Genomic DNA, 11,932 nt, shown 5'->3' with positions numbered 1-11,932 from the left:
AGTATTATTCGGGTGCGTTCTTTAAAGACGCCATCAGGTTGTGGAACTTTTCCCCTTGCACAGCGACATGTGAGCGTAACGCATTTGCTGTTTCCTCGGGATTGCCATTGTCGAGAGCACGCACAATGTCTTCATGCTCGGACATCGACTGTGCCATGCGGCCACGAAAACGAAGCTGTTGCCGCCGGAAAGGTTTGAGCCGTCTGTGCAGCTTGGACGCTTCCTGTTCCAAAAATGAATTGCCGGACTGGTTATATATGATTCGATGAAACCGCTCGTTTTCCAGGTAGTACATGTCAGGGTCTCCGGCATCGACAGCCTCCTGACATCTTGTGTTGGCGTCAGTTAGCTCTTTCAATGCTTGATCTGAGATGCGCATAGCGGCAAGTCGACCGCAGACAGCTTCGAGCTCGGCCATGACCTCGAACATTTCCATCAGTTCCACTGGCCCGGGCTGTCGGACAAAAGCCCCCCTGCGCGGGATGAGGTCGACCAGACCCGACAGGGCAAGCCTCTGGAATGCTTCCCTAAGTGGCGTTCTGGAGACGCCGAATTGTTCGGCCAGTTTGACCTCATCCAGACGGTCACCATCTGAAAATGTCCCATCAAAGATAAGCTCTTCCAGATCCTGAGCAATAGTATCGGCAAGTCGTTGGTCCATGACGTTCTGTTTTACTCACGATCGGGTGAGAACTCAAGAAATCAGTTCTTGTATACAAAAATATTGACTTGAAAAACATAGCCGCCCTATGCTTCTGTTCATCCCCGGCAGGCTCGGGATTAAAAAAGGGAGGAGAAAATGAAAGCCATGTTTAAAACAGCTGTAGCTGCATTGGCGCTTGCATCCGCGGGCACACTGGGTTCCGCAGAAGAGCTGCGCCTGTCTCATCAGTGGTCGAACAAAGACATCCGTCATCAGGTCGCTCAGATCGTGGCCGATGAGGTCGCAGCGGCCGATGTCGATCTGGAAATCAAGATTTTCGGCTCGAAATCGTTGTTCAAACCGCGCGAGCAATACAAGCCGCTTAGCCGAGGGCAACTGGATATGACCGTTTTGCCGCTCAGCTATGCCGGAGGCCAACAGCCCGCCTATAACCTGACTTTGATGCCTGGTCTGGTGAAAAACCATGATCACGCTGCCCGTTTGGCCGACTCTCCGTTCATGGAAGCGTTGGAAGAGAAGATGGCCGAAGATGACGTGATGGTGCTGGTCCACGGTTATCTGGCCGGTGGCTTCGCGGGCAAAGATAAGTGCATCACCAAGCCAGAAGACGTAGCCGGTCTACAAACCCGAGCGGCAGGCAAGTCGTTCGAACAGATGCTGGCCGGAGCTGAAGCCTCGATCGCGTCAATGGCATCTTCGGAAATCTACAACGCGATGCAGACCGGTGTTCTTCAGGCTGCCAATACCTCGTCTTCGTCCTTTGTCAGTTATCGCATCTACGAACAGGTCAGCTGCTATACCCCGGCGGGAGATGTGGCGCTGTGGTTCATGTATCAGCCGCTGCTTGTGAATAAATCCACTTTCGACGGGTTGAGCGAAGATCAGCAGGCCGCACTGCTGGCCGCGTCTGAGAAGGCGCAGGCCTACTATCTGGAAGAAGCCAAAAAACAGGATGCCAACTCGGCCAAGGTGTTTGAAGAGGCTGGCGTTGAAATCGCCGAAATGACACCGGAGGATTTCGAAGCTTGGCGCGCGCTGGCGATGGAAACCTCGTACAAAGCCTTCGTGGAAGAGGTTCCTGACGGGCAGGATCTGCTGGACAAGGCTCTGGCGGTCGAATGATCCCTTTTGGCTGGGCGGCCCTGATGCCGCCCGGCACCTGATCTCAGTTCTGATCTTCAGACTTAATTGCATCTCAATTACAGGAGGCGCAAATGGCTGGCCATAGCTCTGCCGTTGCTTCCCACACCGGGAACAATCCCTTTCTTCGCATTGTCGCTGCGCTTTCAACTCTGGCCGGATGGTGTTCCGCAGGCATGATCGTCGCCGCCGTCGCCATCACCTGCCAGATGATCGTTGTGCGCTTTGTCCTGAATGGCTCGACCATCTGGCAGACCGAAGCGGTCATCTATCTGGTCATTGCAGCCACACTGGTTGGGTTGCCTTATGTGCAGCGCCTGCGCGGGCATGTGAATGTCGACCTGATCCCGATCTCGCTGGCCCCCCGCGCGCGGTTCTTCATGGCGATCCTGACGTCGGTCCTGTCCATCGCCATCGTCTCGGTCATGCTGTTCTACGGCTACGAGTATTGGCACTTCGCGTGGGAGCGTGGCTGGAAATCCGACACCGTATGGGGCGTGCGCCTGTGGATTCCCTACCTGTCAATTCCGGTCGGCTTTGGACTGCTGCTGTTGCAGTTAATCGCTGACCTCGTCGCCGTCATGCTTGGCATCGATAAACCCTTCGGACTGGAGTAAAGCCGATGGATCCCCTTCTGCTCGGCGCCATTGTCGCCATCGCCACCATCCTTGTTCTGTTCTCGGGCGTATCGGTCGCCATCGGTTTGCTGATCGTCTCGGCCGGGTTCCTGATTGTCTTCGACGGCCCACGCTCGCTGGAGCTGATGCCGGAAATCCTGTTCGGTAAGCTCGATAACTTTGCTCTTCTGTCGATCCCGATGTTCATCATCATGGGGGCTTCGATAGCCTCAACGAGGGCAGGGGCGGACCTGTACGAAGCCCTTGAACGCTGGCTGACTCGCGTCCCCGGCGGGCTGGTTGTATCAAACCTTGGCGCCTGCGCTCTGTTTGCGGCCATGTCGGGCTCCTCACCCGCAACCTGTGCTGCAATCGGTAAAATGGGCATCCCCGAAATGCGCAAGCGTGGTTATCCTGATGGTGTGGCGGCCGGGTCCATCGCCGCAGGTGGTACGCTGGGCATCCTGATCCCACCCTCGGTCACGATGATCGTCTATGGCATCGCCACTGAAACCTCGATTGGCCGTCTGTTCCTGGCCGGTGTGATTCCGGGCCTGATGCTGGTTGGCTTGTTCATGGCCTGGTCGCTCTATTCCACCTGGAAATCCGGCGACGCCACCCGTCTGGGGTCCGGCAGCTACACCTGGGGTGAGCGGTTCGAGATCCTGCCGCGCGTGCTGCCCTTCCTCGGCATCATTCTTGGCGTGCTCTACGCCATGTATGGCGGCATAGCCACGCCGTCGGAAACGGCTGCAGTGGGTGCGCTGCTGTGCCTGATGATCGCGATGATCATCTACAAACTGTGGAATCCCAAGGACATCTGGGTCGTGCTGCGAGACAGCACCAAGGAAAGTGTGATGATCCTGTTCATCATCGCTGCTGCCGGGGTGTTCTCGTACATGCTCAGCTCACTGTTCATCACGCAGGCAATTGCCGAATGGATCGGCACGCTGGATGTGAACCGCTGGGTGCTGATGGGCGCGGTCAACGTGTTCCTGCTGATCGCCGGGTTCTTCTTGCCGCCCGTCGCGGTGATCCTGATGGCCGCGCCGATCCTGCTGCCGATCATCACCACCGCCGGTTTTGACCCGATCTGGTTCGCGGTCGTTCTGACCATCAACATGGAGATCGGTCTGATCTCACCCCCGGTTGGCCTGAATCTCTATGTGATCAACGGCATCGCGCCGGACATCTCGCTGAAAACCATCCTGACCGGCTCGCTGCCCTTCGTGGCCTGCATGGTGATCGCGATTGTCCTGCTGTGCCTGTTCCCGGGTCTGGCGACATGGCTTCCTGATCTGGTGATGGGGGCAGCGGTATGACCCTGCTTGCCGATCTTCTCTCAACCGTGTTTGAGCGACGCTATCGCCGCGACAGCGCGGCGGCCTCAGATGGCCGCCCGCTGACTGAACTGGCCAACGCGTTGGTTGGGTCAGCGGGGGAGACCTCGGGTCTGGCGTTGGCAGAAGAGATATTGACCCGTTTCGAAAAAATAGAAGATGACGAAAAGCTGGAGTTCTTCCGGTATCTCGCCACCGCCATGAATATCGATCCCGAAGCGGTGCGCTCTTCGCTTGACGCGTACGAAAATGCGCCTTCAAAAGCGACCTACCGCACATTCGCGGCTGCAGCTGAACCCGCGCGACAGGAGATGATCCGCCGCCTGAACCGGGTACCCGGTGCCACGGGAACGCTTGTTCAGATGCGCGCCGACCTGCTGCGGTTGGGAGGTAAAGAGCCTGAGCTGCAAGCGCTGGATCTGGATTTCCGTCACCTGTTTGCCAGTTGGTTCAACCGCGGCTTTCTGGTCCTGCGCCCGATCAATTGGGAAAGCCCGGCCCATATTCTGGAGAAGATCATCGCCTACGAGGCGGTACATGCCATCGACAGTTGGGATGACCTGCGCCGCAGGTTGGAGCCCGCCGATCGGCGCTGCTTTGCCTTCTTCCACCCCTCTATGCCGGACGAGCCGCTGATCTTTGTCGAAGTTGCGCTGAACAGCGGAATTCCCGGATCGGTTCAGGCCCTGCTTGCCGAGGACCGCGACCCGATGCCAGAAGAACAGGCAGATACTGCGGTGTTCTATTCGATCTCGAACTGTCAGGCGGGGCTCGCCAGCATCTCGTTCGGCAACTCGCTCATCAAGCAGGTGGCTTCAGATTTGGCTGCGGAACTGACGGGGTTGAAGACCTTTGTCACTCTCTCGCCGATTCCAGGATTGACCAAGTGGCTGTCTCAGGAAGGCATCGAGTGGGACGTCGAAGAACCCGATCAGATAAAGGCGCTGGCGGCACAATACCTGCTGAACGCCAAGGGCCGGGGCAACATGCCATTCGATCCGGTGGCGCGGTTCCACCTTGGCAATGGTGCGATGGTCCATGCGGTTCACGCCGATGCCGATACGTCGGACAAGGGGCGTGCCCAGTCCGGCGGCACCATGGTCAACTACCTCTATGACCTGGCCCGCGTTGCCCAAAACCACGAGAAATTCGCCAATTCCCGCGAGGTCATCGCCTCGCCCGAGGCCAAATCGCTTGCTGCGTCGGCCTCTCTCACCACGACACAGGAAAGGTAACCCTTATGGTCAATCCTCTCTATGACGGTTTGTTCGGCATTCATGCTGGTAAAGACACGCCTTTTTTGCATCTGCTTGACGGGACGACCGTTACGCATCACGACTTTTTGCGCACAGCCGCGCAGATCGCGCATGTCGCAACCCAGTTGGGTCTGAAGCCCGGTGACCGGGTCGCGGCGCAGATCAAAAAATCACCCGAAGCGCTGGCGCTCTATGCCGCCTGCGCGCAGGCAGGCCTCGTGTTTCTCCCGCTCAATACGGCCTACACGGTCGATGAATTGACCTATTTCATTGAAAACAGCGGGGCTTCACTGATTGTCTGTGACGCCAGAAGTGAGGAGAAACTTACACCTGTCGGCGCGCAGCTGGGAGCGGAAGTGGAGACCCTGAACGCTGATGGCAGCGGAAGTCTGATGGATCAGGCAACAGCCATGCCTGTCGGCTTTGAAACCGTTGATCGTGACGGTGATGATCTGGCGGCGTTTCTCTATACCTCGGGCACGACGGGCCGGTCGAAAGGCGCGATGCTGACCCAGAACAACCTGTTGTCGAATGCACAAACGCTGGTCACGGAATGGCGCTTCACATCCGACGACGTGCTGCTGCACGCGCTGCCGATCTTTCACACTCACGGGCTGTTTGTGGCAACCAATGTCACACTGGCTGCGGGCAGCAGCATCGTATTCATGCCCAAGTTCGATCTGGATGAAATCATCGGGCGGATGCCGCAGGCCACGACCATGATGGGCGTGCCAACCTTCTATACCCGCCTGTTGGATGATGACCGGTTCACCAAAGAGCTGGCAGCGCATATGCGCCTGTTCGTTTCAGGCTCGGCCCCGCTGCTGGCAGAAACCCATGTGCAGTTCGAAGAACGCACCGGCCATCGCATCCTTGAACGCTATGGCATGACCGAGACCAACATGAACACCTCGAACCCCTATGACGGCGACCGCCGCGCGGGCACGGTGGGCTTTCCTTTGCCCGGAGTCGAACTGCAAATCTGCGATTCAGACGGCAACCCCCTGCCGCAGGGCGAGATCGGTGAAATCGAGGTACGCGGACCCAACGTGTTCAAGGGCTACTGGCAGATGCCCGAAAAAACCGCCGCCGAACTGCGTGAGAATGGGTTCTTTGTCTCCGGTGATCTGGGCCGGATCGACGAGGATGGCTATGTCCATATCGTTGGCCGCAACAAGGACCTGATCATCTCGGGTGGCTATAATATCTATCCAAAGGAAATCGAGCTTTTGCTGGATGATCAGCCTGGGGTGCTGGAAAGCGCCGTGGTGGGTGTGCCGCATCCCGATTTTGGCGAAACAGTGTTGGGTGTGGTCGTCGCCGAACCAGGTGAGACCCCGAACCTTGAAGAGATGAAGATCGCGGTGTGCAACAGCCTTGCGCGTTTCAAACATCCCCGGCAGTTGATCGTGCTGGATGAACTGCCTCGCAACACTATGGGCAAAGTTCAAAAGAACATCCTGCGTGAGCAATACAAGGACCTGTTCGTGGCCGCGTAAGATGACACTCCCCGGTCCGTCAGCCCTCTTCTCGACAATGCTGCGGGCCATACTTCAACGGCCTGAAGGTACGATTGCTTTACCTTTAAGCCGTTGATTTTTAATTCTTCAGGAGCTTGAACTTAAATGTATCATAATATCCTCGTTCCGATCTCGCTGGATGATGACCGCGACACGGCGCGCTCTGTTGACGTTGCGCGTGCGCTCAATTCCGGCGATGGTCAAATCACCTTCTTGCATGTCGTCGAACATCTGCCTCAATACACGAGTAACTTGCTTCCCATTGATCATTTGGAACGTGTCAAAGCCGTCGCTTCGGAAAAGTTGACGCCTTTGTTAAATGGCTTGACGAATGCCCGGATCGAGATCGTCGAAGGTCACGCAGGCCGCGGTATCATCGACTATGCGGTATTTAACGGTGCCGAATGCATTGTGATCGCAAGCCATCAACCTGGTCTGCAGGATTATCTGCTTGGATCTACTGCGGCACGTGTTGTCCGGCACGCACACTGCGCCGTTCACGTGATCAGGTAACGTCTTAGATCTTATTGATGTTTGAAATCACATTCGAACGCGGTCTCTGACCGAGCGCCTTGGCAACTGCACGATCTATACGAAAGGCGACTTTCGACATGCTGCACTGCGTCATGCTAACGCACTGCCAATTTCCGCATTGAGCCGCCTTACATACGCCAATGTCAGCAAACCTCGCTCCGCAGCTATTCGTGCGAGATGCAGCATCAAGAACTATGGGCTCGGAGCAGTCGTCCGTTGCGCAGTGCATCAGTGGCCGCAGTGCGGACGAAGCAGCCGCTCGGCATCTCGACAGTAATGTCCGGTTCTCGCGCTGATATCTATTGGCGCAAGGCTGGGAGGCCAATTCCTGTGCTTTGGAACCCACCGTCTACAGAGATTATCTGCCCCGTCACATAGCTCGCATCATCAGATGTGAGAAAGGCAATTACCCGCGCAATTTCGTCTTCTGAGCCGTAGCGGTTCAAAGGTATGGCATCATGGTATGCATCTATGATCTCTTGCGAGTGGACAGCCATCGCGAGTTTCGTACGCACAGGGCCGGGACATACGCAGTTGACCCGGATTCCGTATTCACCCAGTTCGCTGGCTTGCTGCTGAGTTAAGTGCATAACGGCGGCTTTAGACGTGCCATAAGCGACGCGTAACGTCGAAGCTCGTAAACCTGAGATTGATGCAATATTAACTATAGACCCTTTCGAAACCCGCAAAGCTGGCGTAGCCGCTTGCGAGCAAAGAAAGACCCCATCTAGATTAGTTTCCATGACGCGCCGCCAACGCTCAAAGGTGGTGCCTTCAATTGGCCCGAAATCTGCAATTCCGGCGTTGTTGACGAGTGTGTCAATCCGGCCAAAGTTTTTCAGCGTATCGTCAACCATCTGCTCGACTTGATCAGGTACAGACACGTCATAGGGCAGCGCGAGGCCTAAATTTTCGGAAACCTTGGCAAGCTCCTCAGCATCTCGATCGACCAGTGCAACGCCTACTCCCTGACTGACCAACAAGCGTGCAGTGGCAAGTCCGATGCCTCTCGCAGCGCCTGTAACAATGGCTATGTTTTGCGGCATGTAAATCCACCCCTAACATTCTTTTTTTCCCGCTGTAGTACTCACGCTTAGATGAGCTATTGGCAATAGCTGCCTCTCGTGCACCTCTCAGCATCGGGTAGAGCGGGCCGGAAGAAGACGTTCGCGGCATTTTTTATGAGTGTATGTTAGTTCTGTCTTACCGGTCGTTCCGTCATACTCGAACCTGAGGCTTTGAAACGCCAGTTTTCGTACTCATTGTGGTATATTTAGTGGTATGTATTTTGATTGGCGTATTTTTATAAATATATAACAAACAGTAATAGAAAATATTGGGTTGCTCCTCGGTCCGCCACTTGGTAAACTAACATCATGAAATTGTTGAGTATATTTTTACGGTGGCGTTCTACCTGCCAAAGTGCCTGCATTCCTGTGACACTGTTGTGCTTACCCACCGGCGGTAAAGTGTCGCGCCGCTGCCTTTGGAAGTCCCGCGTCTCTTAGAAACGTCACGGCCTCGGTTTGTCGAATACGGCAAGATGAGTTTACGCCTGATTGCGCTTAGCAAATGCGATTAGCGTGATTTCGAGTCATTCGCCAAGTATTCAGCTATAGCCGCCCGGCTGCCTTGCTGCCATATCGCGGTCAGCCAGTGGGCGAAGACAGCGGGAAAGTGCCTGCCGCTGCCAATGCAGCCATAATACTTGCGTTGTTCGAGCCAGAGTTTGGGGTCGTCTTTGGACGCCAACGCGGTCGTTTGAAGGTTCTCCCATTGAGGGTCATTGGGCGCGATTTCAGATACGTCCTCTCGAACACCTGCACACATCCTGCACCAGAATGCTTCGGCCAGAGCGAGTCCTTGTGCGGAAGAGCCAGACGCAAGTGCATCACGCAGCGACGGCAGGAGGAACCCAGGGTGTCACGCTGATCCGTCGAACGCGACCCGGCGCGTCGAGTCGTGGATTGACGTGTTTGCAAATCGCCTCTCAACCAAATCAAGGTAATCTTTCGCGTTCGTTCCGGGGACGGCTTTGACATGAGGCAGAATTTCTTCAGCCTGAACTTTTTTGAAAAACGCCGCAATGTCCGGGTCCTGCATACAGTCTGCAATCGTCGGGACATTTAGAATTTCCCCGACATTTGCCAGCAGTTGGTGTCCTCCATTCAAAATGCGGAGTTTCATCGTCTCGTAGCTATGTATATCGTGGGTCAGGGTTACTCCAACCTGCTCGAGGGTCGGCCGTCCGGCGCAGAAGTCATCCTCGATCACCCAGTGGCGAAAATTCTCGTGAGAGACCGGAGCATGGTCATCGACACCGAGTGCGAGGCATTGCGATACCACTTGATCCGTCGTGGCGGGAACGATGCAATCCACCATCGAATTGGGAAATGCGCCGTTCCGGTCGATCCAATCGGCAAGATCAGGGTCCGACAGGCACGCCAAGTCAACAACGCATTTTCGCAGGATCCTGCCATTGCCCTGAAGGTTGTCGCAGCTGAGCGCAGTAAAGGGCTTAAGGCCGTTCTCCCGGCGTTGCTTTAGAGCCGCTACAATGGCGCCAAAAGCCGTGCAGGGCTGGCTAGGATTCCTCGCATCATGGCGAATATCTTCGTGATCCGTGTCGAAGGCCCCGGTGTTGGCATCCAGAAAATACCCGCCCTCGGTTACTGTCAGCGACACAATCCGGATGGATGGGTCCGCCATCTTACGGATCAGAGCAGCGTTGTCGTCCTCAATCGGCAGGTAGTCGATCATCGGGCCGATCACCTCGGCGGATACTCCTTGCGGGTCGAGTTCGATCAAGGTGGTCAGGCAGTCCTGCTCAAGCAGACGCTCTCGCATTTCGGCGTCATAGTTTCTTACACCAGCCCCGATGATCGCCCAGTTATAAGCCTGACCTTGTTGCATTAGTTGGTGTATGTACCAGGCCTGATGGGGACGGTGAAAATTGCCCAGCCCGATATGAACGATGCCCGGCGTAAGGTCGGAGCGTTCATACACAGGTGTCCCTACTGTTTCCGGCAGGTCTGACAGGCTGTCAAGCCGCAGCCGCGCCGGAGGGTTTGCCTTCGTCACAGGGTTCATCAGCTCATCCAGTTTCCGCCGTCAACGTTATAGGTCTGTGCGACGATGTACTTGGCCTCGTCCGAGGCCAGAAACACCGCCGTTCCGGTCAGGTCTTCAGCGCGTCCCATCCGGCCATAGGGGACGGCCGCCGCCACTTCGCGTTTCTTCTGTCCAAGGGGTTTGCCTTCGTATTTTGCGAAGAACGCATCAACACCGTCCCAGTGCTCGCCGTCCACTACACCCGGAGCTATGGCGTTCACGTTGATCCCGTGAGAGATCAGGTTCAGTCCGGCCGATTGGGTCAGGGATATGATTGCCGCCTTGCTTGCGCAGTACACGGCGACCAGGGGTTCGCCCCGTCGTCCAGCCTGTGATGCCATGTTGATGATCCGGCCTTTGGTTCCGTGCTCGATCATGTGACGCGCGACGGCCTGCATCGTGAACAGTGTGCCGGCGACGTTGATGTTGAAGACACGGTCATAGTCGGCGCGCTCGATCTCAGCGATTGGCGCTGCCGAAAAGATGGCTGCGTTGTTGATCAGAATGTCGATGGGGCCGAGAAGGGCGGCCGTTTTGTCGACGGCCTCATCTATGCTCTGCTGGTTGGTCACGTCCATCTCGATTGCGACCGCTGCCTCGCCTATTTCGTCTGTGGCTTCCTGCGCGCGCTGGATGTCTATGTCGGCGATTGCGACACGCGCGCCTTCTGCCACATAGGCTTTGGCAAAGGCCAACCCTATGCCACGCGCGGCCCCGGTGATCAGGGCGGTTTTTCCTGCCAGACGTGTCATTCGATCCGCAACCCCTGCGCGTCAAACCGGTGGATCACATCTGCCCGTGGGGTCAGGTGGATTCGGTCGCCGTGACGGAAGCCAACTTCTCCATCAGCACGGACGGTTATCGTGTCAGCCAGCCCGGTCTCATGGATGTGGAAGAACGTGTCTGATCCCAGATGTTCCGAAACGCCGACAACGCCGGACCACGTGCCCTCGCTGTCGGAGACGGCGATATGCTCGGGGCGTATGCCGATCGTGTGGGCGCCATGTTTCATGGCCTCTTCACCTTCGATGAAGTTCATCTTGGGTGAGCCGATGAAGCCCGCAACGAACAGGTTGCGGGGGGTCCGGTAAAGCTCCAGCGGAGAACCGACCTGTTCAATTACACCGGCCTGAAGCACCACGATCTTGTCGGCCATGGTCATGGCTTCGACCTGATCGTGAGTCACGTAGATCATGGTCGTCGCCAGACGTTCGTGCAATTCGCTGATCTCCAACCGCATTCCAACGCGCAACGCGGCGTCGAGGTTCGATAGCGGTTCGTCGAACAGGAAGGCCGCTGGTTCCCGCACGATCGCACGACCAATGGCGACGCGCTGACGCTGTCCGCCCGACAACTGACCTGGACGGCGATCCAGATAGTCGGTCAGGTTTAGAACGCTAGCCGCCCCTTCGACGCGCTTGTCGATCTCGGCCTGATCCAGCTTGGCCATGCGCAGCGGGAAGGCGATGTTCTTGCGCACGGTCATATGCGGGTACAACGCGTACGACTGGAACACCATCGCCAGACCACGTTTGGCAGGCGGCACATCGGTGGCGTCCGATCCGTCAATGTCGATGGAGCCACTGGTGATATCCTCGAGCCCCGCGATCAGGCGCAGCAGAGTGGACTTGCCGCAGCCCGAGGGGCCGACGAAGACTGTGAACTCTCCATCCTGGATGGTAAGGTCCGGGAATGACCTGTACGTCGCCGAAGCTTTTGGTCACGGACTTGAGTTGAATGCGTCCCATGT

General features: G+C 56.6%; 9 protein-coding genes and 2 pseudogenes. 6 read left to right on the top strand and 5 right to left on the bottom strand.

Annotated features, from left to right (window positions below):
- Positions 1-4: 4 nt before the first annotated feature.
- Entirely contained in the window at positions 5-661 is a 657-nt protein-coding gene (locus GOW98_RS16495) for a GntR family transcriptional regulator (protein WP_170334006.1), read from the bottom strand.
- A gap of 138 nt (positions 662-799) precedes the next feature.
- Here GOW98_RS16495 and dctP point away from each other — a divergent pair, with 138 nt between their 5' ends.
- From dctP to GOW98_RS16465, 6 genes are all read left to right on the top strand, one after another.
- On the top strand, positions 800-1,786 hold the full coding sequence (dctP, locus tag GOW98_RS16490) for a TRAP transporter substrate-binding protein DctP (protein ID WP_170334004.1): 987 nt from the start codon (positions 800-802) through the stop codon (positions 1,784-1,786).
- A gap of 92 nt (positions 1,787-1,878) precedes the next feature.
- Entirely contained in the window at positions 1,879-2,421 is a 543-nt protein-coding gene (locus tag GOW98_RS16485) for a TRAP transporter small permease (protein ID WP_170334001.1), read from the top strand.
- A gap of 5 nt (positions 2,422-2,426) precedes the next feature.
- Positions 2,427-3,743, top strand: coding sequence for a TRAP transporter large permease (locus GOW98_RS16480; RefSeq protein WP_170334000.1), 1,317 nt, complete (start codon positions 2,427-2,429; stop codon positions 3,741-3,743).
- Positions 3,740-4,996, top strand: a complete 1,257-nt coding sequence (locus tag GOW98_RS16475; RefSeq protein WP_170333998.1) for a malonyl-CoA decarboxylase — start codon at positions 3,740-3,742, stop codon at positions 4,994-4,996. Before GOW98_RS16480 ends, GOW98_RS16475 begins: the two co-directional genes overlap by 4 nt.
- A gap of 5 nt (positions 4,997-5,001) precedes the next feature.
- Complete coding sequence (locus tag GOW98_RS16470) at positions 5,002-6,516, top strand: malonate--CoA ligase (protein ID WP_170333996.1); 1,515 nt, start codon at positions 5,002-5,004, stop codon at positions 6,514-6,516.
- Positions 6,517-6,642: 126 nt separating this feature from the next.
- Positions 6,643-7,050: a universal stress protein gene (locus GOW98_RS16465; protein ID WP_170333995.1), complete on the top strand. Its 408-nt coding sequence runs from the start codon at positions 6,643-6,645 to the stop codon at positions 7,048-7,050.
- A 320-nt stretch (positions 7,051-7,370) separates the two neighbouring features.
- Here GOW98_RS16465 and GOW98_RS16460 read toward each other — a convergent pair whose 3' ends face one another.
- From GOW98_RS16460 to GOW98_RS16445, 4 genes and pseudogenes are all read right to left on the bottom strand, one after another.
- A complete protein-coding gene (locus tag GOW98_RS16460; RefSeq protein WP_170333994.1) occupies positions 7,371-8,117 on the bottom strand; it encodes an SDR family NAD(P)-dependent oxidoreductase in 747 nt (248 codons plus the stop codon).
- A gap of 532 nt (positions 8,118-8,649) precedes the next feature.
- A pseudogene (locus GOW98_RS16455) lies at positions 8,650-10,161 on the bottom strand (mannitol dehydrogenase family protein).
- A complete protein-coding gene (locus GOW98_RS16450) occupies positions 10,161-10,934 on the bottom strand; it encodes an L-iditol 2-dehydrogenase (RefSeq protein ID WP_170333993.1) in 774 nt (257 codons plus the stop codon). The pseudogene GOW98_RS16455 and the gene GOW98_RS16450 overlap by 1 nt, the downstream one beginning before the upstream one ends.
- Positions 10,931-11,930 (bottom strand): annotated as a pseudogene (locus tag GOW98_RS16445) (ABC transporter ATP-binding protein). Before GOW98_RS16445 ends, GOW98_RS16450 begins: the two are co-directional and overlap by 4 nt.
- Positions 11,931-11,932 lie beyond the last annotated feature (2 nt).

The sequence above is a fragment of the Ruegeria arenilitoris genome, from assembly GCF_013032445.1.
GTDB lineage: Bacteria > Pseudomonadota > Alphaproteobacteria > Rhodobacterales > Rhodobacteraceae > Ruegeria > Ruegeria arenilitoris_F.
Note: the sequence above shows the minus strand (reverse complement) of the source record. Positions and strands in the feature narration are given on the sequence as shown.

Excerpts from the sequence above, each read along its gene's own strand:
- GOW98_RS16495 (WP_170334006.1), bottom strand. The coding sequence starts at position 661 with ATGGACCAACGACTTGCCGATACTATTGCTCAGGATCTGGAAGAGCTT.
- dctP (WP_170334004.1), top strand. The coding sequence starts at position 800 with ATGAAAGCCATGTTTAAAACAGCTGTAGCTGCATTGGCGCTTGCATCC.
- GOW98_RS16485 (WP_170334001.1), top strand. The coding sequence starts at position 1,879 with ATGGCTGGCCATAGCTCTGCCGTTGCTTCCCACACCGGGAACAATCCC.
- GOW98_RS16480 (WP_170334000.1), top strand. The coding sequence starts at position 2,427 with ATGGATCCCCTTCTGCTCGGCGCCATTGTCGCCATCGCCACCATCCTT.
- GOW98_RS16475 (WP_170333998.1), top strand. The coding sequence starts at position 3,740 with ATGACCCTGCTTGCCGATCTTCTCTCAACCGTGTTTGAGCGACGCTAT.
- GOW98_RS16470 (WP_170333996.1), top strand. The coding sequence starts at position 5,002 with ATGGTCAATCCTCTCTATGACGGTTTGTTCGGCATTCATGCTGGTAAA.
- GOW98_RS16465 (WP_170333995.1), top strand. The coding sequence starts at position 6,643 with ATGTATCATAATATCCTCGTTCCGATCTCGCTGGATGATGACCGCGAC.
- GOW98_RS16460 (WP_170333994.1), bottom strand. The coding sequence starts at position 8,117 with ATGCCGCAAAACATAGCCATTGTTACAGGCGCTGCGAGAGGCATCGGA.
- GOW98_RS16450 (WP_170333993.1), bottom strand. The coding sequence starts at position 10,934 with ATGACACGTCTGGCAGGAAAAACCGCCCTGATCACCGGGGCCGCGCGT.